At 75.3% G+C, this 19,477-nt stretch carries 18 protein-coding genes; 12 read left to right on the top strand and 6 right to left on the bottom strand.

The genetic code is table 11. From position 1 onward, the window contains the following. Window positions 1-252: 252 nt before the first annotated feature. From Q3W71_RS29950 to pseI, 3 genes are all read left to right on the top strand, one after another. Window positions 253-1,578 carry a polysaccharide pyruvyl transferase family protein gene (locus tag Q3W71_RS29950; RefSeq protein WP_302922828.1) on the top strand — a complete coding sequence of 442 codons (1,326 nt, stop codon included), beginning with the start codon at window positions 253-255 and terminating at the stop codon, window positions 1,576-1,578. Between the two features lie 89 nt (window positions 1,579-1,667). Further along, window positions 1,668-2,789: a glycosyltransferase gene (locus Q3W71_RS29945; protein ID WP_302922827.1), complete on the top strand. Its 1,122-nt coding sequence runs from the start codon at window positions 1,668-1,670 to the stop codon at window positions 2,787-2,789. Window positions 2,790-2,841: 52 nt separating this feature from the next. Further along, complete coding sequence (gene pseI / locus Q3W71_RS29940; RefSeq protein WP_302922826.1) at window positions 2,842-3,894, top strand: pseudaminic acid synthase; 1,053 nt, start codon at window positions 2,842-2,844, stop codon at window positions 3,892-3,894. A 446-nt stretch (window positions 3,895-4,340) separates the two neighbouring features. Here the strand turns inward: pseI and Q3W71_RS29935 are convergent, their stop codons facing one another. The 4 genes from Q3W71_RS29935 to Q3W71_RS29920 are packed head-to-tail and all read right to left on the bottom strand — an operon-like array spanning window position 4,341 to window position 7,152. Beyond that, window positions 4,341-4,835 carry a hypothetical protein gene (locus Q3W71_RS29935; protein WP_302922825.1) on the bottom strand — a complete coding sequence of 165 codons (495 nt, stop codon included), beginning with the start codon at window positions 4,833-4,835 and terminating at the stop codon, window positions 4,341-4,343. Next, the gene (locus Q3W71_RS29930; protein WP_302922824.1) at window positions 4,819-5,574 is read right to left on the bottom strand and encodes an SDR family NAD(P)-dependent oxidoreductase; all 756 of its coding nucleotides are present in this window, start codon (window positions 5,572-5,574) and stop codon (window positions 4,819-4,821) included. Before Q3W71_RS29930 ends, Q3W71_RS29935 begins: the two co-directional genes overlap by 17 nt. Continuing rightward, window positions 5,567-6,904 (bottom strand): AMP-binding protein, encoded by a 1,338-nt coding sequence (locus tag Q3W71_RS29925; RefSeq protein WP_302922823.1) that lies wholly within the window; start codon window positions 6,902-6,904, stop codon window positions 5,567-5,569. The genes Q3W71_RS29930 and Q3W71_RS29925 overlap by 8 nt, the downstream gene beginning before the upstream one ends. Further along, the gene (locus Q3W71_RS29920) at window positions 6,901-7,152 is read right to left on the bottom strand and encodes an acyl carrier protein (RefSeq protein WP_088995045.1); all 252 of its coding nucleotides are present in this window, start codon (window positions 7,150-7,152) and stop codon (window positions 6,901-6,903) included. The genes Q3W71_RS29925 and Q3W71_RS29920 overlap by 4 nt, the downstream gene beginning before the upstream one ends. Before the next feature lie 99 nt (window positions 7,153-7,251). Between Q3W71_RS29920 and Q3W71_RS29915 the strand changes: the two genes are divergently transcribed. Continuing rightward, complete coding sequence (locus Q3W71_RS29915) at window positions 7,252-7,761, top strand: GNAT family N-acetyltransferase (RefSeq protein WP_302922822.1); 510 nt, start codon at window positions 7,252-7,254, stop codon at window positions 7,759-7,761. 118 nt (window positions 7,762-7,879) lie between these two features. On the opposite strand, the gene Q3W71_RS29910 is transcribed toward Q3W71_RS29915, so the two are convergent. Next, window positions 7,880-9,715, bottom strand: a complete 1,836-nt coding sequence (locus Q3W71_RS29910; RefSeq protein WP_302922821.1) for a hypothetical protein — start codon at window positions 9,713-9,715, stop codon at window positions 7,880-7,882. Window positions 9,716-10,080: 365 nt separating this feature from the next. Here Q3W71_RS29910 and pseB point away from each other — a divergent pair, with 365 nt between their 5' ends. The 7 genes from pseB to Q3W71_RS29875 all read left to right on the top strand — a co-directional run bounded on the left by pseB (window position 10,081) and on the right by Q3W71_RS29875 (window position 17,443). Beyond that, window positions 10,081-11,064 (top strand): UDP-N-acetylglucosamine 4,6-dehydratase (inverting), encoded by a 984-nt coding sequence (pseB, locus tag Q3W71_RS29905; RefSeq protein WP_302922820.1) that lies wholly within the window; start codon window positions 10,081-10,083, stop codon window positions 11,062-11,064. Further along, window positions 11,064-12,212: a DegT/DnrJ/EryC1/StrS aminotransferase family protein gene (locus Q3W71_RS29900; protein WP_302922943.1), complete on the top strand. Its 1,149-nt coding sequence runs from the start codon at window positions 11,064-11,066 to the stop codon at window positions 12,210-12,212. The genes pseB and Q3W71_RS29900 overlap by 1 nt, the downstream gene beginning before the upstream one ends. 10 nt (window positions 12,213-12,222) lie before the next feature. Then, a complete protein-coding gene (locus Q3W71_RS29895) occupies window positions 12,223-13,059 on the top strand; it encodes a hypothetical protein (protein ID WP_302922819.1) in 837 nt (278 codons plus the stop codon). Further along, entirely contained in the window at window positions 13,056-14,870 is a 1,815-nt protein-coding gene (locus tag Q3W71_RS29890) for a class I SAM-dependent methyltransferase (RefSeq protein WP_302922818.1), read from the top strand. The genes Q3W71_RS29895 and Q3W71_RS29890 overlap by 4 nt, the downstream gene beginning before the upstream one ends. A gap of 119 nt (window positions 14,871-14,989) precedes the next feature. Then, a complete protein-coding gene (locus Q3W71_RS29885) occupies window positions 14,990-15,712 on the top strand; it encodes a glycosyltransferase family protein (RefSeq protein ID WP_302922942.1) in 723 nt (240 codons plus the stop codon). Continuing rightward, on the top strand, window positions 15,709-16,770 hold the full coding sequence (locus Q3W71_RS29880) for a PseG/SpsG family protein (RefSeq protein ID WP_302922941.1): 1,062 nt from the start codon (window positions 15,709-15,711) through the stop codon (window positions 16,768-16,770). The genes Q3W71_RS29885 and Q3W71_RS29880 overlap by 4 nt, the downstream gene beginning before the upstream one ends. Window positions 16,771-16,807: 37 nt before the next feature. Then, the gene (locus tag Q3W71_RS29875; RefSeq protein WP_302922817.1) at window positions 16,808-17,443 is read left to right on the top strand and encodes an alpha-ketoglutarate-dependent dioxygenase AlkB; all 636 of its coding nucleotides are present in this window, start codon (window positions 16,808-16,810) and stop codon (window positions 17,441-17,443) included. A 16-nt stretch (window positions 17,444-17,459) separates the two neighbouring features. Here the strand turns inward: Q3W71_RS29875 and Q3W71_RS29870 are convergent, their stop codons facing one another. After that, the gene (locus tag Q3W71_RS29870) at window positions 17,460-17,978 is read right to left on the bottom strand and encodes a TrmH family RNA methyltransferase (protein WP_302922816.1); all 519 of its coding nucleotides are present in this window, start codon (window positions 17,976-17,978) and stop codon (window positions 17,460-17,462) included. A gap of 198 nt (window positions 17,979-18,176) precedes the next feature. On the opposite strand from Q3W71_RS29870, the gene Q3W71_RS29865 reads away from it, so the two are divergent. Then, a partial coding sequence (locus tag Q3W71_RS29865) for a uracil-xanthine permease family protein (protein WP_302922815.1) occupies window positions 18,177-19,477 on the top strand: 1,301 nt, incomplete at its 3' end.

Raw genomic sequence — 19,477 nt, 5'->3', positions numbered from 1 at the left:
CGGCCGCCGGCCGGAGCACCGGGTGGCGTTCCGGGGCGAATCGCCCGCCCGGGCACCCTACCCGGCCCGGCCGACCGGTCGGCCGGGCCGGGGCACGACGGTGACGGGCGTCTGTGCACGGGGCGGCGGGTGGCCTAATATTCCCCGAACCCTCAGGTGCGAGCCGCCCGGCCCGGTGGCCGGCCGGAGTCGAGCGGTGACGCGGTGTCCGCACGACCGCTCCCGAGGGCGGACGAGAGGCGGAGCGGCGCGATGCACCAGCGGATCCTGATGCGGGCCAAGAAGGGCCCGTTCGACGTCTACTCCCCCGAGGAGGCGTTCGAGGGCAACTGGATCGGCGAGAACAACGGCAACCTCGTCTTCAGCCACGCCGCGCACAAGCTGCTCAAGACCCGCGGCACCGAGATCACCTCGAACGAGTTCCGGATCGACCTGCGCGAGGCCGACCTGGTCAACGAGCGGTACGACGTGTTCGTCATCCCGCTCGCGAACGCCTTCCGGCGCAGCTACGCGCACCGGCTGGTCACCATGACCAAGTTCATCGAGCGGCTGAAGATCCCGGTGGTGGTGCTCGGCGTCGGCGTGCAGACCGACGTCAACGGCGACCGGGAGTACCTGCGTCCGATCGACGACGTGGTGACCAAGTTCGTCCGGGCGGTGCTGGACCGGTCGCACAGCATCGGCGTACGCGGCGAGATCACCGAGGGCTACCTGCGCACCCTGGGCTTCTCCGCGGTCGACGTGATCGGCTGCCCGTCGATGTTCCTGCACGGCGACAGCCTGCGGGTGGAGAAGAAGAAGGCCACCCTCGACCGGGACGACCGGGTGGCGCTGACCATCTCCCCGTACGTCAAGTCGATGGCGAAGATCGTCGCCGCGCACCTGGAGCGCTACCCCAACCTGCGCTACCTGCCGCAGGACCTGAAGACGCTGGGCACGCTGCTCTACGGCGACGCGCCGGAGGACCGGGGCAAGACCGCGGCGATCCCGATCCACACCTCGCACCCGCTGTTCGTCGAGGACAAGGTGCGGATGTTCCTCGACCCGTGGACCTGGATGGACTACCTCTCCGGGTTCGAGTTCGCCTTCGGCACCCGGATCCACGGCACCATCACCGCGCTGGTCTCGGGCACGCCCGGTTACCTGTTCGCGCACGACTCGCGCACCCTGGAACTCGCCCGCTACTTCGACATCCCGCACCGGGTGATGAAGGACGTGCCGGCCGACGTCGACGCCGCGCAGCTCTACGACGAGGCCGACTACACGGCGCTCAACGACGGCCACAAGGCCCGGTACGAGACCATGCTGTCCTTCCTGACCAAGCACGACCTGGGCAACTCGTTCGCCGACGGCGACAGCGCGGCCCGCTTCGACGCCCAGGTGCGGGCGACCACCTTCCCGCCCGCCGTGCGACCGGCCGCCGCCACCGACCGGGACACGCTGCTGGCCCGGGTGCAGTGGCTGCACGACCGGAACGTCGGCTTGCAGCAGGAGGTCGAGACCCTCCAGGAGCAGCAGTTGCGGGCCCGGGTCCGGCGGGCGGTCGGCGGGCCGGTGCGGCGCATCCTGAACCGTTAACCCGCCGCTCGGCGGACGTTCGATGACTCCACCTCCGCCGGTCACGTGAGGTTCCGGCGCCGGCCACCCTCGGGGTCGAGGGTGGCGGCGTGGTCACTGAGCCGACGCAACCACCGCTGCTGAGCATCGTCGTCCCGGTGTACGGCGTCGAGGCGTACCTGTACCAGTGCCTCGAGTCGGTCCGGGCCGACGTCCCGGCCGGCGAGGCGGGCACCGTGGAGATCGTCGCGGTGGACGACGCCTCACCGGACCGGTGTGGGGAGATGCTGCGCTCGTACGCGGCCGGCCGGGCCGGCGTGCGGACGGTGCACCTCACCCGCAACGTCGGCCTGGGGCTGGCGCGCAACGCCGGGCTGGACGCGGCCACCGGCCGGTACGTCTGGTTCGTCGACAGCGACGACTGGCTGCCGCCGGGCACGATCCCGGCGGTGCTGGACCGGCTGCGCGCGCACCAGCCGGACGTGCTGATGCTGGACCACCTGCGGGTGCACGAGAACGGCCGGCGGGAGGTCGACGCGAGCAGCCACCTGCTGCGCGGCATTCCCGGCGTGGTGCGCCTGGCCGACCAGCCGCGGCTGCTGCGGGTGCAGCACACCGCCTGGAACAAGGTGGTCCGCCGGGACTTCCTGGCCGAACTGGAACTGCGCTTCCACCCCGGCTGGTACGAGGACATCCCGTTCAGCCACCCGCTGCTGATCGGCGCGGAGAAGATCTCGGTGCTCGACCGGGTCTGCTACCTGTACCGGCAGGGACGGCTCGGGGCGATCACCTCCACCCGCAGCGGCCGGCACTTCGACGCGTTCGACCAGTACGAGCGGCTGCTGGACTGGGTGCGCCGGCGCTACCCGGACGAGCGGCTGCACGCCGAACTGTTCCAGCTGATGGTCAACCACTACCTGGTGGTGGCGGGCAACGACGACCGGCTGCACCCGCACCTGCGCCGCGCCTTCTTCCGCCGGGTCGCCGAGCACTACCGCCGCTACCTGCCCGCCGGCGGCTATTCCCGGCCGGGCGGGGTGGCCGGGCTCAAGCACCGGCTGGTGGGCCGGAACAACTACCTGGCGTACGCGGCGCTGCGCCGGGCGCACCGGCTGGCCGGACGGCTGCGGCGGGCTCCCGAGCCGGCCCGCCCCGACCCGGTGACCGGTCCCGGGCCCGCGGCGGTGGACCGGGCCCGACCCGAGGCGCTGAGCGGGCACCCCCGGGCATGAGGACGACGACAGGACCGCACCCGGTGCGGACGTACGGTGAGCAGAGGTCGGCATGACGACGACGGTGAAGATCGGACCGCACGCGGTGGGGCCCGGGGAACGACCCCTGGTGGTCGCCGAGATGTCCGGGAACCACAACGGTGACCTGGACCGGGCACTGGCCATCGTGGACGCGGTCGCGGCCAGCGGGGCGCACGCGCTCAAGCTCCAGACGTACCGGCCGGACACCATCACCATCGACGTGGACACCCCGGCGTTCCGCATCTCGGGCGAGCACGAGCTGTGGGGCGGGGAGAACCTCTACCGGCTCTACGAGCGCGCGCACACCCCGTACGAGTGGCACGAGCCGATCTTCGCGCGGGCCCGGCGGCACGGGCTGACCGTCTTCTCCTCGCCGTTCGACGCCTCCGCCGTGCGGCTGCTGGAGGAGCTGGACGCCCCGGCGTACAAGATCGCCTCGTCGGAGCTGGTGGACCTGCCCCTGATCCGGCTGGTCGCGAGCACCGGCAAGCCCCTGGTCATCTCGACCGGGATGGCCACCGTCGCGGAGATCGACGCCGCGGTGCGCACCGCCCGGGCCGGCGGCGCCGGCGGCATCGTGCTGCTGGCCTGCACCGCCTCCTACCCGGCGCCGCCGGCGGACAGCAACCTGCGCCGGCTGCCGGTGCTGGCGGACGCCTTCGGCGTGCCGGTCGGGCTCTCCGACCACACCCCGGGCATCGGCGTGGCGGTGGCCTCGGTGGCGCTCGGCGCCTGCTTCATCGAGAAGCACGTGACCCTCGACCGGGCCGACGGCGGGGTCGACTCGGACTTCTCGCTGGACCCGGGCGAGCTGGCGGCCCTGGTGGTCGAGTCGGAGCGGGCGTACGCGGCCCTCGGCGGCACCGCGATCGGCCCGACCCCGGCCGAGCGGGAGGGGCTGCGTTTCCGCCGCTCGCTCTTCGTGGTCGAGGACGTCCGCGCCGGCGACCCGGTGACGGCGGCCAACGTCCGGTCCATCCGGCCCGCCGGCGGCCTGCCGCCGGTGGAGATCGACCGGGTGCTCGGGCGCAGCTTCACCGTCGACGTCCCGCGCGGCACTCCCCTGAGCTGGGATCTGATCTGACCCCACCCGGCTACCCGGTCTCGCCGCCCCGGCAGGCACCACAACGCCGGCGGCCGGTGGTGGTCACCTGTTCGCGTCCTGTCGAGCTGCCCCGCCCCACGGGGCACGAACCGACCGGCACGCCAGCGCCCGGCGTCAGCTCCCTGTGCGCCCTGTCGGCCGCCCGTGTGTGACAACCGCCGGGGTGGGTCCCGGGTTGCGACCGCGCCCGGGCCGCCGCGCGGCACCTCCGGACGCAACGCCGGTGCGGGCGGTCGCATGGATGGGGCAGCTCGACAGCCGCTGTGACCGGCGGTCGCACCGGCGCGGGCGGTCGCATGGACGGGGCAGCTCGACAGCCGCCGTGACCGGCGGTCGCACCGGCGCGGGCGGTCGCATGGACGGGGCAGCTCGACAGGCGGCGTGCCGGTGGTCGTGCGGGCAGTTCACCGAGGCGAGCGCCGGGTTCAGCGGGTGGTCGGCGGCGGGGCGAAGGCGACGGTGACCACCAGGTCGGCCAGGCGCAGGGTGCGCCAGAGCGCGCCGGTGCCCGCCGGGACGACCAGCTCGTACCGGCGCCACCAGGTGGCCATCGGCACGTCGGCGAGCTTGCAGAGGCACTCCGCCCGGGTCCACCGGGCCCAGAAGTCGGCCGCGCCGAAGCGGTGGGCCAGCGCCGGCGGGACGGGCGCGCCGACCCGCTCCGCGTCCACGGCCACCCGCCAGCCGGCGGTCGGGCCGTACCAGCCGACGCACCGGCCGTCGTCGAGGTGGCTGCGGGTGACCGCGGTGGCCAGCTCGGCGGGGGTACCGACCCGCAGGTGCCGGTCGGCGGCGCCGAGCAGCGCCGGCACCGGCCGCGGCCCGACCGCCGGCGCCGGCCGGGCGCCCGGCGCGGGCGGGGCGACCGGGGCGGCCGGTACGGGCCGGACGGCCCCGGCCGGCTCAGACGGACGCGGCACCGTCGACCACGATGACCTGGCCGTTGATGTTGGTCTGCTCGCGGAGCAGCATCCGCACCACCGGCACCACCTCCTCCGGCTCGGTGAGGTGACCGGTCGGGGTACGCCGCACGATCTGGTCGAGCTGGGTGCGGCCGAGCACCGCGGACATCTCCGAGGCGAAGAAGCCCGGGGCGACCGCGTTGACCAGCATCCGGCCGCCGAGTTCCCGGGCCAGCGACCGGGTGGCGGCGTCCATCCCGCCCTTCGTGGCCGAGTAGGCGACCAGGCCGGGGAAGCCGCGCTGCGCGCAGATCGAGGTGACGTTGACGATCCGTCCGCGCAGCCCCCGGGCCAGCAGCCGGCGCACCACCAGCCGGGTGAGCCGCAGCGGGGCGGTCAGGTTGGTCTCGACGATCCGGGCGATGTCCTCGGCGGCGGTGTGGGCGTGCAGCGAGTCCTGCCCCACCGCGGCGTTGTTCACCAGCCCGTCGACCGGGCCGAGCCGCTGCTCGGCGGCCCGCAGGAAGGAACTCGTGGCGCCGTGGTCGGTGACGTCCACCGCGTCGACGTGCGTGCGGTCGGGGTGTTCGGCGGCGAGCTTGGCCAGTTCCGGGGTGACCGTACGGGCGAAGGCGGCCACCCGTACCCCCCGGTCGACCAGGTCGGTGACGATGGCCAGGCCCAGTCCGCGGGAGCCGCCCGAGACGAGCACCACCGAGGCGGGCGGGACGGGCTGCGGGTCGGTGTGCTCAGACATCGCTCTTCAGGGTCTCCTTGACGGGGATCTCGGTCAGTACCCGGATCCGGCGCGGTACGGCGTGGTCGGGCAGTCGGTCGGCGCACCAGCGGACGAGGGCCGCCTCGTCGGGCGGCTCGGCGGCGTCCGGCGCCGGGACCACCTCGGCGACCACCATCCGGCCGAGCAGCGGCGCCCGGCGACCGGTGACCCGGGCCCACGCCAGCCGGGGATGCGCGGTGAGCACGTCGCGGACCAGGCCGGCGGAGACCTTGCTGCCGCCGACGTTGATCTCGTCGGAGTCGAGCCGCCCGGTGATCAGCACCCGGTCGTCCACCACCCGCACCCGGTCGCCGGTGCGGACCGGGCCGTCCAGCCCCATCCCGTGGTACGGCGAGGTGATCACCAGCTCGTCGCCGCGCACCGAGAGGGTGGGCCGCCCGGGAACGTCCCGGTCCAGCCAGTCGACCGGGAAGCCGGCCCGGCCGTCGTGCACCACGATCGACGCGCCGACCTCGGACGAGGCGTAGATCCAGGAGATCCGGGCCGCCGGGAACAGCTCCCGCAACTGGTCCAGGATCGCCTGGTCGACCGGCTCCCCGCCGAGGGTGAGCTGGCGCAGCGGCACCCGGGCCAGCGCGGCGGCGTCCCGGTACAGCGTGCGCCGCCAGAAGGTCGGGGTGCCGGAGACCGCGTCGACGCCGTGCGCCGCGGCCAGCACCGGCCACTCGTCCAGCTCGTCCGGCTCGACCACCACCAGGTGTTGCCCGGGCTGGGTCAGGGAGAGCGTCACCACCTGCCACCAGGCGTAGCTGCCGGGGGCGTACGGGCAGAGCCAGGTGCGCTCCGGCTGGGCGCCGCGGACGGTGGTCAGCGAGTCGAGGGTGTGCCCGACCCGCTTGGGCCGACCGGTCGAACCGGAGGTCAACAGCCAGAGCCGCCCCGGCTCGGCCGGACGCGACCCGCCCGAGCCCGACCCGCCGCCGGCCGGGCCACCCCCGTCGGGGTCGCCCCCGGCGGCCGGATCGTCGCGGTCGGCCGCGACACCCTCGTCGGGCCGGGTACCGTGGTCGCCCAGGGCGGTCACGATGAAGCCGGCGGCGCGCAGCTCGGCCCGCATCACCGGGTCGACCCGGCCGGGCGTGCCGAGCAGCAGCTCGGTGCCGTGCACCGCGTGGTGGCGGGCGGCGGCGAGCGCGGCCCGGGCGGAGTGCGCGAGCACCGCGGCCGGCTCGGGCAGGCTCAGCTCGGGCAGGTCCCGCCAGCTGACCGCGACGCCGCCGACGACCAGCCGGTTGTCAGCGCCCGCCGGCTCGCGGGTGGCGGCCGGGCGGGCGGTGGAGACGGTCACTGTCGCTGCAGCTCGACCAGGAAGTCGAGCACGTCGCCGACGGTGGCGATGCGACGCAGGCCGGGGGCGTCGAAGTTCAGCTCCTCGCCGGTCTCGTCCTCCACCCGCAGGGCCAGCTCGGAGAAGTCCAGCGACCGGAAGCCGATCTCCCGCAGCTGCGCGGCGTCGTCGTCCGGCAGCGCCCGGCCCTGGTTCCGCAACACCTGCGCCATGAGGTCGCGAATCTGCGCGCGACTCAATTCTTCCATGCGCCGGAGTGTACCGCCCGAAGAATGGATAACTGATTTACCGGGGGTTGCCGGTAGGGTGCGACCCGACCCGAACAACGGTACGGAAGCGAGATTGACGTGCTGCGCGAAGCGACCGGGGACGACGTTAACCTGATGTTGTCCTGGCGTAACCAGGAAATCAACCGGCAGGTCAGCCGGAACAGTCACGAGATCACCCCGGCCGAGCACGCCCGCTGGTGGTCCGGGGTGCGGGCCGACGAGTCCCGGCGGGTGCTGGTGTACGTCCGCGACGGCCGGCCGTGCGGCGTGGTGACCTTCTTCGACCTGCGCCTGACCGGCCCCAGGACCGGTTCGTGGGGCTTCTACCTGGACGCGGAGGGGCTGGCCGAGCGCGGCGAGACGCTGCCCGCCTGGCTGGAGATCATGCGGGAGGCGGTCGACCACGCCTTCGACGTGCTCGGGCTCGACCGGCTCGACGGCGAGGTGCTCGCCCACAACACCGTTGTGCGGCAGATGAACCGCCGGTTCCGGTTCGTCGAGGGCACCCCCCGCGACGAGCTTTCCGATGGCCGGGAAATCACCGTCATCCCGATTTCCCTCAACCGTTCCGACCGCCGTCTCCGCTGACATTCCGGCGGCCGTACGACAATTGTGCGTTCCGTTTTCACCAGCCCTCGCCCGGCCGGCCATCCGCCGTTAACCCGACCCGAGGAGAAGCGCCGGGAATTGTCGGAACGACGTCGGTTCAGCCGCGCCGCCAGGCGGCCCAGTGCTGCGCCGGGTTGCCGCCGAGCCGGACGAACCCGTGGCGGCCGCCGTCCCAGTCGTCCGGCTGGCCCGGGGCCCAGCGGGCGAGGACCACGTCGGCGGCGGCGGGCGGCCGGTCGTCGAACCACCGCACGTCGGTCCAGGTGACCTGGTGACTGAGGTTGAACCGCAGGATGTAGTGCACCCCGACCGAGGCGTAGACCCGATCCCCCGGGCGTACGCCCAGGTCGGCCACCCGGGGGGTCGGTTCGGTCGCGGCCACCATCGGCTCGACCAGCCGCTGCGTGATCACCTGCATGGTGCCCACGTTGACCACGACGAGCGCGACCAGCACCGGCACCCGCAGCCGGGGCACCCGCAGCGCCGCGACGAGCAGCACGCAGCCGGCCACCCCCACCAGCGCCCCGGCGAGCGGGCGCAGTTCCCGCCAGCCGCCGGTGAGCGCCATCAGGTCCGGCGCGCTGAAGCCGCCGTAGCGCAGTTGGTGGCCGCGACTGTCCACGTACGCCAGCCGGGCGGCGATCAGCGCGGCGCCGGCCAGCAGCAGGCCGACGGCGACGCCGGCCCGGCGCACCGCCTCCCGGCGCCCGGCGGCGAGCAGCACGCCAACCCCGACCAGCAGCCAGAACGGGGCGAGCATCTGCACGTACCGGCCGTAGATCGCGTCGAGGGGCTTGCCGGTGATGCCGGCCAGGATCACCGACGCGCCACCGGCCACCCCGACGGTGGTGACCAGCGCGACGCCGAGGGTCCAGCGGAGCGCGTCGTCGCCACCCGGCCGGCGCAGGTGCCGTACCACGGCGGCCCAGGCCACCCCGGCCAGCCCGAACGTGATCACCACCAGGTACCACAGCTGGGTGCCGACCGCGGCGCCGAGCCGCAGCAGCCCCTGGCCGGAGGCGACCGCCCGCAGCGTGCCGCCGCCGGGCGGGTCGCCGAGCAGGTAGACCCGGTCCCCGAGCAGCCGGATGCCCGCCTCGTTCACCAGCGCCAGGGCCAGTACCGGCAGCAGCGCGGCCAGCACCGCGCCGGGGCGGATCCGGCGGCGGGCCAGCAGCAGCAGGACCAGCCCGGCGTGCACGGCCACGATGACCAGCCCGCGCGAGTGCAGCAGGTGGAACGCCCCGGCCAGCGCCCCGACGGTGGCGGCCGCGAGCGGGCCGGGTCGGCGTACCCAGCGGTGCACGGCGAGCAGCCAGCCGACCAGCAGCGGAGCCAGCACCGCGTCGATCATCGCGACGGTGGCGTAGAAGACCGCCGCCGGCAGGGTGGCCGCGGCCGCGGCGGCAGCGAGGGCGTACCACCGGCGCAGCCCGAGCAGCCGCCGGGCCAGCAGGTACGACAGCGGGAAGAGGGCCGCGTTGACCAGCGCGTTGATCAGTTGCACCAGCCGGTAGCTGTCGGTGAAGTCGCGGTCGCCGAGGAACGCCGGGCTGATCAGCATCGGGTAGCCGACCCGGCGCAGCGGCCCGTTCTCGCTGCTGAAGCCGCCGGGTCCGCCGGCCAGCGCGCGGGCGGTGTTGAGGTAGCTGTCCTCGTCGGTGTGCGCGATCGGCAGCTCGATGTGCCGGCCGAGCCACATCCGCCAGCCGACGCCGAGCAGCCACCCGGCGACCAGCAGCACCGGCACCACCCAGCGCCGGCCGGCCGGGGCCCCGTCCGGAACCGCGCCCGCCGGGGCGCCACCGTCCGGCGCCGGGTGGGTCGGGCCGGTCGGGCCGCCCGCCGCGACGCCGGGCGCGGTCGGCGTACCCTCCGCGGTCGTCCCCGCCCGGGACGCCGGCCGCCGGGTCACGTCGCTGCCGGTAGCCATCGCGTCTCCTGCTCCCGTCGCCGGCGCCGGCCGCGCGCGTGCCCGCGGCGAACCCGCCGGACGACGTGTGGATGGGCCGCGAGCACCGGACGACCCGGCGCGGCGGCGTGGGAAAGCGCGGGCGACCCGGCCCGTACGGTCGTCGGGTCGCCTCGCGCGCCGCCACTGTAACGGCCCCCATCCGGCCCGGTCAGCCCGCCGCTGAGCTGGGCGGAAGTGTTCGCCTGCCCGGTGCCCGGCATTAACGGCGCCAGCCCGAGCGGTTCACCCGCGGGCGTCGGTGCGTTAACCCGCCGGGTCTAGCGTTCCGATCCGGTCGGCCGCCCGAGGGCCGCCGGATCATCCACGGACACGGGAGCACCACAGTGAGCGAGTTGAATGGTTCGTCCATTCTGGTCACCGGAGGAACGGGTTCCTTCGGCCGGACCTTCCTGCGGCACGTCCTGGCCGAGGCCGACCCGGCCCGGGTGGTGGTGTTCTCCCGCGACGAGCTCAAGCAGTACGAGCTGCGCCAGCAGCTCGGCGACGACCCGCGGCTGCGCTGGTTCATCGGCGACGTACGGGACCGGCACCGGCTGACCCGGGCGATGCACGGGGTGGACCACGTGGTGCACGCCGCCGCCCTGAAGCAGGTGGACACCGCCGAGTACAACCCGTCGGAGTTCATCGCCACCAACATCACCGGCTCGCAGCACGTGGTGGACGCCGCGATCGAGGCCGGCGTCAAGAAGGTCATCGCGCTCTCCACCGACAAGGCGTCCAGCCCGATCAACCTCTACGGGGCCACCAAGCTGGTCGGCGACAAGCTCTTCGTCTCCGCCAACCACTACGCCGCCCACCACCCGACCCGGTTCGCCGTGGTGCGCTACGGCAACGTGGTGGGCAGCCGCGGCTCGGTGGTGCCGCTGTTCCGCCGGCTGGCCGCCGAGGGCAAGAGCCTGCCGATCACCGACAAGCGGATGACCCGCTTCTGGATCACCCTCGACCAGGCGGTCCAGTTCGTCCTGGACTCCTTCGACCAGATGCAGGGCGGCGAGCTGTTCGTGCCGCGGATCCCCAGCATGCGGATCCTCGACCTGGTCGAGGCGGTCGCCCCGGACGCGACCACGCACGAGATCGGCATCCGGCCGGGCGAGAAGCTGCACGAGGAGATGATCGCCCCGGACGACAGCCGGCGGACGCTGCGCGCCCGGGACCGGTTCATCGTGCAGCCCACCATCGCGACCTGGGGCTACCAGCCGCCGGTCGACTGCGAGCCGGTGCCGGACGGGTTCGCGTACCAGTCGGACGGCAACGACGAGTGGCTCAGCGTGGCCCAGCTGCGCGACATGCTCGGCGTCGCGGCGTGATGCTCCCGTACGGCCGGCAGTCGGTCACCGACGACGACGTCGCCGCGGTGGTCGCCGCCCTGCGCAGCGACTGGCTCACCACCGGCCCGCAGGTCGCGGGGTTCGAGGCCGACCTGGCGGCGTGGACCGGCGGTGCCGGCTGCGCCGCCGTCTCCAACGGCACCGCGGCGCTGCACGTGGCGTACGCGGCGGCCGGCGTCGGCCCCGGCGACGACGTGGTGGTGCCGCCGATGACCTTCGTGGCGACCGCCAGCAGCGCCGCCCTGCTCGGCGCGCGGATCGTCTTCGCCGACGTCGAGGAGGAGACGTACACCCTCGACCCGGCGGCGGTGGCCGCCGCGACGACGGCGCGCACCCGGGTGGTGTCCGCCGTGGACTACGCCGGCCACCCGGCCGACTACGACGCCCTGCGGTCCGCGCTGGCCGGCTCGGACGCGCTGCTGCTGGCCGACGCGGCGCACTCGATCGGGGCCACCTACCGGGACCGGCCGGTCGGGTCGCTGGCCGACCTGACCACCTTCTCCTTCTTCCCCACCAAGAACCTGACCACCGCCGAGGGCGGCGCGGTCGCCAGCACCGATCCCGAGCTGCTGAAGCGGGCCCGCCGCTTCCGCAACATCGGGCTGGTCCGCGAGCGCGCCGAGCAGCGCTGGCCGGACGAGGGCGGCTGGCACCAGGAGGTGCACGAGTTCGGGCTGAACTACCGGCTGCCGGACGTGCTCTGCGCGCTCGGCCGCAGCCAGCTGCGCCGGCTCGACGACTTCCTCGCCCGCCGGGCCCGGCTGGTCGCCCGCTACGACGCGGCGCTGGCCGACCTGCCCGGGGTACGGATCCCCGGCCGGCGGGCCTGGGCCCAGCCGGCCTGGCACCTCTACCCGATCCGGGTGCTCGACGGCCGCCGCCGCGAGGTGTACGACCGGATGCGCGCCGCCGGCATCGGGGTGCAGGTCAACTACCTCCCGGTGCACTGGCACCCGGCCTTCGCCGACCTCGGCTACCGGCGGGGCTCCTGCCCGGTGGCCGAGTCGTTCTACGCCGAGCAGCTGTCCCTGCCGCTCTTCCCCGACCTCACCGACAGCGACCAGGACCGGGTGATCGACGCGCTGGACGCGGCGCTGCGCGGCGTCCCGGCGCGGACCGCCGCCTGAGGGACGACCGATGCACCACGCCAACCACTTCTACGGCCATGCCCACGTGCTGGCCCGCTACGCCGGCCTCGGCGACGGCCACCCGCCGCGGATCAACGGGTACGTCCAGCACGGCTGGAACATCGGCGACGGCCTCGCCCCCGGCCACCCGTACGCCGAGCGCACCCCGAGCCTGCTCTGGTCCGAGCAGACCCGCCGCCGGGCCTGGTCGGTGGGGCGGCGCAACGTCACGGTGATCGGGGCGCCGTTCGCGTACCTGCTGGCGCTGCGGCCCGAGGACCCGCCGGAGCGGGAACGGGAGGGAACCATCTGGTACCCGTTCCACGGCTGGGAGGGCCAGCACGTCAAGGGCAACCACCGCGAGCTCATCGCGCTGATCCGGGCCACCGAACCGGGCCCGGTCACCGTCTGCCTCTACTGGCACGAGCACCGGATGCGCCGGGTGCGCCGGCTCTACGAGAACGCCGGGTTCCGGGTCATCTGCCACGGCTACCGCGGCCACTGGTGGCGGGACACCGACCCGCTCTTCCTGGACAAGCAGCTCACCGAACTGCGCCGGCACCGCCGGGTGGCGTCGAACCGGTTGACCAGCGCCATTTTCTACGGCATCGCCGCCGGCTGCGAACCGGCGGTCTACGGCGACCCGATGGTGCTGGCCGACGAGGACCCCACCTTCGGCGGGACCGCCCGGATCCGCCGCCAGTGGCCCGAGCTGCACGGCGCGTCGGTGCACCTGCCGACCGCCGTCGAGATCGCCCGGGCCGAACTGGGCACCGACCACCGCTTGCCGCCGGCCGCGCTGCGTGAACTGCTCGGCTGGGCGCACCCGCAGGAGGAGACGAGTTGACCACTGACACGGCGCCCCCGGTCGCGCTGCCCGGCGGGGAGATGCTGGCCTGGTCCGACCTGCCGGCGGTCCGCCTCGCCACCGGCGGTCCGCTGGCCGCGCTGGTCGCCCGGGTGGTGCCCGCCGGGGCCCGGGTGCTGCTCGCCGGCCCGCACGACCCGGCGCTGCTCGACCGGCTGGCCCACGCCGAGGTGACCTGCCTGCTGCGCAGCTACCCGGACGGGGTGGCGCTGGCCGACCGGGCGACCCGGGTGGTGGTGGGCGGACCGGCCGGGCTGCCCGACGACGGGCCGTACGACGTGGTCGTCGCGGCGGCCGGGCTGGACGCGGTGGAGTCGGTCGAGGGTCCCCGGCTGGGCTGGGCCGCGGTGCTGGCGCGCCTGGTGGCCGCGCTGCGCCCCGGCGGTGACCTGCTGCTGCGGCTGGACAACCCGCTCGGGGTGCACCGGCTGGTCGCCGCCTCACCCTGGTACGCCGCCCGGGAGGACTCCGCCTGGACGGTGGGTGGGGTGCTCGACGCGGCGTACCCGGCCAACCTCGACCGGCTCCGCGACCGGCTGGCCGGCGCCGGGCTGGACGCCGACACCTGCTTCGCCGCGTACCCGCGGCCGGACGCGACCACCGCGCTGCTGGACGCCGCCGCGCTGGCCCGGCGGACCGACTCGGGGTTGTTCGACGCGGTGCTGCACGGCGCCTGCGCCGGCGGCTTCGCCGGCCGCGAGGTGCTGCGGGACCCGGCCCGGCTGGCGGTCGACGCGCTGCACGCCGGTCGGGCCGCCGACCTCGCGCCGGGTTGGCTGGTGCTCGCCCGCAAGGCCACCGGCCCCGACCGGCCGGCCGCCGGGGACCGGCCCGACCTGCCGGTGGCGCTGGTGCAGACCGGCCCGCCGGGGGTGGGCGTGGTGGAGGTGGTGGACGCGCCCGACGGGTGGCGCTGGCGGGCCGACCGGCCGGCCCACCGGGGCGGGCCGGCGGCGCCGTACGCCACCCGGGAGGCCGCCTACCGGGACCCGGCGGAGCTGACCGGCCCGGTCGCCGAGGGCCGCCTGCTGCGCACCCTGCTGCTCGACGGCTGCCTGCGCCGTGACCTGGACGGGCTGCGCCGGCTGCTGCGCGGGTACGCGGCCTGGCTCGCCGGCCAGGCCGGCCCCGACGGCCGGCTCGCCGGCGCGGTGGCGTTGGCCGGGGTGGACAACGTCGTGCTCGCCGGCGACCGGTACGCGGTGCTCGACCCGAGCTGGCGGGCCGCCGAGCCGCTGCCCGGCCCGGTGGTGCTGGCCCGGGCGCTGTGGCGGTTCGCCACCGAGCTGCTCACCGGCGGGTACGCCCACCCGTGGCCGTCCACCCTGGACGTGGCGGGGCTGACCATCGTGCTCGGCGGCCTGGCCGGGCACGACCTGAGCCGGGCCACCGTCGACGCGGCGGTGGAGACCGAGGCCGCGGTCACCGCCGCGCTGCACGGGCTGGACAGCGACCGGCGGGTGGCCCTCGCCGGCGAGCTGCGGGCGGTCGAGCCCACCGACCCGCCGCCGGGGCCGCGCAGCTACCAGCAGCTGCGCGAGGCGTGGCTGCGCCAGCGCGAGGAGCTGACCCGGCTCGGCGCGCTGCTGAAGTGGACCGAGGAGCTGCTCACCTCGCGGGAGCGGGCGCTGCGCCGGGCCGACGCGACGATCCAGCTGCTCAGCGGCTCGCTCAGCTACCGGGTGGGCCGGCTGGCCATCACCCCGGCCCGGCTGGCCAAGCGGGGCGCCCGGGCCGCGAAACGCCGGGCCCGCGCGGCGTTGGGCACCCGGCAGGAGGAGCAGCAGTGACCGCCCCGGAGCGGACGTCACCGCCCGCCGGTTCGGCAGCGGGTGCCGGCAGCCCGGTAGCTCAGGCCAGCGCAGCGGCGCGGGCCGGCACGGCGGCGCGGGTCGGGGCGGGGCCGCGGATCGTCGGCATCGTGCAGGCCCGGATGGGTTCGTCCCGGCTGCCCGGCAAGGTGCTCCGGCCGCTCGCCGGGCGCAGCGTGCTCGGCCGGGTGGTCCGGGCCGCCACCGACAGCGGCGTCCTCGCCGACCTGGTGGTGGCCACCAGCACCGACCCGGCCGACGACGCGGTGGTCGCCGAGTGCGACCGGCTCGGCGTGCCCTGCCACCGGGGGCCGGTCGACGACGTGCTGACCCGGTTCGTCGGCGCGCTGCGGGCGCACCCCGGCGACGCGGTCATGCGGTTCACCGCCGACTGCCCGCTGCTGGACCCGGAGATCGTCGCGCTGGTGGCCGGGGTCTACCGGGCGGTGCCCGGACTCGACTACGCCAGCACCTCGATCGCCCGTACGCTGCCCCGCGGGCTGGACGTCGAGATCGTCCGGGCCGGGGCGCTGGACGCCCTGGACCGGCTCGCCAGCGGCCACCACCGGGTGCACGTCACCTCGTACGCGTACACCCACCCGGAGCTGTTCCGGGTGCTCGGGGTGACCCTCACGCCGGACCGCTCGGGGCTGCGGCTCACCCTCGACACCGAGCAGGACTGGCGGCTGATGCGGGCGGTGACCGACCATTTCGGAGACGTCAGCGTGCCGCTGGCGAAGCTCGCCGACTGGCTCGACGGGCAGCCGGCGCTGCGCGCCCTCAACGCCGGGGTCCGGCAGAAGCGGCTGGAGGAGTCCTGAGCACGGTACGAGTCGGGCTGCGCTGCGACGCCGGGCCGAGCCGCGGCGTCGGTCACCTGGTCCGCTGCCTGGCGCTGGGCGAGGAGTTCCTGGTCCGGGGCGCCACCGTGGAGTTGTTCGGCTCCGTCGACCGGGTCGGCTGGGCGGCCACCCAGCTCGCCGCCCGGGGCATCCCGCTGCGTCCCGGCCCGGAGACCCCCGCCGACCTGGTCGCCGCCGCGCGCCGGCACCGGCTGGACGTGATGGTGCTCGACTCCTACGAGCTGGACCCGGCCGGGGCGGGCGCGCTGCGCGCGGCGGGGGTGCTGACCCTGGCCGTCGTCGACGGCGACACCCGGGGGCAGGACGCCGACCTCTACCTGGACCAGAACTTCGGCGCCCGGACCGTCGCGCCGGCCGGGCGGCTGCTCGCCGGCAGCGCGTACGCCCTGCTGCGGGACTCGGTGCTGGCCGCCCGGCCGGCGGCACCCCGGCCCGCGACGGCGGTGGGCCGCGCCCGGGTGCTGGCCTTCTTCGGCGGCACCGACGCGGTCGGCGCCGCCCCGGTGCTGGCCCGGGTGCTCGTCGCCACCGGGCACCCGATGGACCTCACCGTCGTGGTCGGCCGTCCCGAGGTGGCGGCGGACCTCGCGGCGGTGACGCCGGGACGCGGGCAGGCACTGCACCCGGTGCCGCCCACCGACGAGCTGCCCGCCCTGATCGGCGCGGCCGACCTGGTGGTCAGCGCCGCCGGCACCTCCACCTGGGAGCTGTGCTGCCTGGGCGCGCCGGCCGCGCTGGTCTGCGTGGTGGACAACCAGCGCGAGTCGTACCGCCGGGTGGTGGCCCACCGGCTCGCCGCCGGCCTCGGCGAGCTGCCGGCGCTGACCGGCCCCGGGGTGGCCGGCCGCGCGGCCCGCGCCTCGGCGGCCCGGATCCTGCGCGGGCTGCTCACCTCGCCGGCGCACCGCGCCGCGCTCTCCGCCCGGGCCTGGGCCGCGGTCGACGGGCACGGCCGGGCCCGGGTCGCCGACGCGGTGCTCGCCGCGGTCGCCGCCCCCGCCACCACCCCCCGTTAGTCGTACGCCTGTACGAAGACCCTGGTAGGGTGCGGACATGTCGCAGGCCGCCTACCAGCCCTCGATGCTCGACCTCACCGACGCCGGGCCGGCGCTCGGGCCGCTCGCCGGCGAGCTGCGCCGGCACGTGCTCAGCCGGGGCGCCTGGGTCGACCACCTGCCCGGCTGGGTGCGCGGCTCCGACCAGGTGCTCGACACGCTGCTGCGGGAGGTGCCGTGGCGGGCCGAGCGGCGCACCATGTACGACGCCGAGGTGGACGTGCCCCGCCTGCTCTGCTGGTACGCCGGCGGCCGGGAGCTGCCCCATCCGGTGCTCACCGAGGCGCGCGAGACGCTGACCCGGCACTACGCGCCGGAGCTGGGCGAGCCGTTCGTCACCGCCGGCATGTGCCTGTACCGCACCGGGCGCGACAGCGTGGCCTGGCACGGCGACACGCTGGGCCGGTCCGCGCACAGCGACACGATGGTCGCCATCGTCTCGTTCGGCTCGCCCCGGCCGCTGCTGCTCCGCCCGCGCGGTGGCGGGGCCAGCCTGCGCTTCCCGCTCGGGCACGGCGACCTGATCGTGATGGGCGGCTCCTGCCAGCGCACCTGGGAGCACGCCATCCCGAAGACCGCCCGGCCGGTCGGCCCCCGGGTCAGCGTGCAGTTCCGCCCGGCCGGCGTGGCCTGAGCCCCACCGGCGCTCCTCACAGCAGACCGGCGAGCTTGTAGAGCACCAGCGAGCCGGCGACGGCGACGTTCAGGCTCATCCCGCCGCCGACCATCGGGATCTCCACGGCCGCGTCCAGGGCGTCGAGCGCCTCCGGCGGGATGCCGGTGGCCTCGTGCCCCAGCACCACGACGGTACGGCCGCGCGCGGCGGGCAGGTCGCCGAGGCGGATCGCCTCGTCGGCCAACTCCACCCCGAGGATCCGGCTGCCGGCGGCCCGCTCGGCGGCCAGCCAGCGCAGCGGGCTGCCGATCCGGTGCACGCAGCCCGGCCGGCGCAGCGTGTTGCCCCGGGCGACCGCCTCGTCGACCCACCGGAACGGCGGCACGGCCAGGCAGGCGCCCACGGCGTCGCAGGTGCGCAACAGGGTGCCCAGGTTGGCGCCGTGCATCGGCCAGAGCGGGGCGGCGACCAGGTGGCCCCAGCAGCGGTGCGGACGGGGGCGGCGGGCGGCCCGCAACTCGCGGCGCGGCCGGACCCGGATGGCGGGGCTCACGCCGCTACGGCGACTCCGCCGTGGTGCAGATCGAGCATTGCAGGGGTGTGCTTCGCGGCGCACACGGGCCATCGACGGCGACAGGCCGCTCGATTCTAGACGGACCGGGCCCCGCGTGGCAGCACCACTGGCCATGTCAGAATCAACGCTCAGGGTCCCTCACGCCCCCGCCGCCACCCTCGACGCGAAGGGCGCTCCATGACCCAGTCCTCCACCGAGCCGCGATCCCGCTGGTCCCCGTGGTCCCTGCACGGCGACGGCCGGTCCATCCGCCCCGGCGACGTGGTGCACCCCGACGAACGACTCTCCTGGCCGCGCACCCTCGGCGTCGGCGTGCAGCACGTGGTGGCGATGTTCGGCGCCACCTTCACGGTGCCGCTGATCACCGGCTTCCCGCCGGCCACCACGCTCTTCTTCTCCGGCCTGGGCACGCTGCTGTTCCTGCTGATCACCGGCAACCGGCTGCCGTCGTACCTCGGCTCGTCGTTCGCCTTCATCGCGCCGGTGCTCGCGGCCAAGGCCGGCGGCGACATCGGGCCGGCGCTCGGCGGCATCCTGGTGGCCGGCGCCGCGCTGGCCGTGGTCGGGCTGGTGGTGCAACTGGCCGGCTCGCGCTGGATCGACGCGCTGATGCCGCCCGTGGTCACCGGCGCGATCGTCGCGCTGATCGGCCTGAACCTCGCCCCGGTCGCCTGGGACGGCGGCGGCAGCGGCACCGGGGTGAAGGCCCAGCCGCTGATCGCGGTGGTCACCCTGGTCGCCATCCTGCTCGCCACGGTCGCCTTCCGGGGCTTCCTGGCCCGGCTGTCCATTCTGCTCGGTGTGGTGGTCGGCTGGCTGCTCGCGGCGCTGCTCGGCGACCTCGACCCGAAGGCGGTCGACGGGCTGCGGGACGCCGCGTGGGTCGGCCTGCCGGACTTCCACGCGCCGAGCTTCAGCCTGCGCGCCGTCGTGCTGGTGATCCCGGTGATCCTGGTGCTGATCGCGGAGAACGCCGGCCACGTCAAGGCGGTCGCCGCGATGACCGGGCGCAACCTGGACCGGGACATGGGGCGGGCGTTCCTCGGCGACGGGCTGGCCACCGTGCTGGCCGGTTCCGGCGGCGGCTCCGGCACCACCACGTACGCGGAGAACATCGGCGTGATGGCGGCGACCCGGGTCTACTCGACCGCCGCGTACTGGGTGGCCGGGCTGGCGGCGGTGCTGCTCGGGCTGAGCCCGAAGTTCGGCGCGCTGATCCTCACCGTGCCGGCCGGCGTGCTGGGCGGCGCCACCACCGCGCTGTACGGGCTGATCGCCATCCTCGGCGCGCGGATCTGGATCGAGAACCGGGTGGACTTCCACGACCCGGTGAACCTGCTCACCGCGGCGGTCGCGGTGATCGTCGGCGCGGCGAACTACACGCTCACCGCCGGCGACCTGTCGTTCAACGGCATCGCCCTCGGCACGGCCGCCGCCCTGGTCATCTATCACGGCATGCGCCTGATCGCCCGCCTCCG

This window comes from Micromonospora sp. C28SCA-DRY-2 (assembly GCF_030519475.1).
Classification (GTDB): Bacteria; Actinomycetota; Actinomycetes; order Mycobacteriales; family Micromonosporaceae; genus Micromonospora.
Note: the sequence above shows the minus strand (reverse complement) of the source record. Positions and strands in the feature narration are given on the sequence as shown.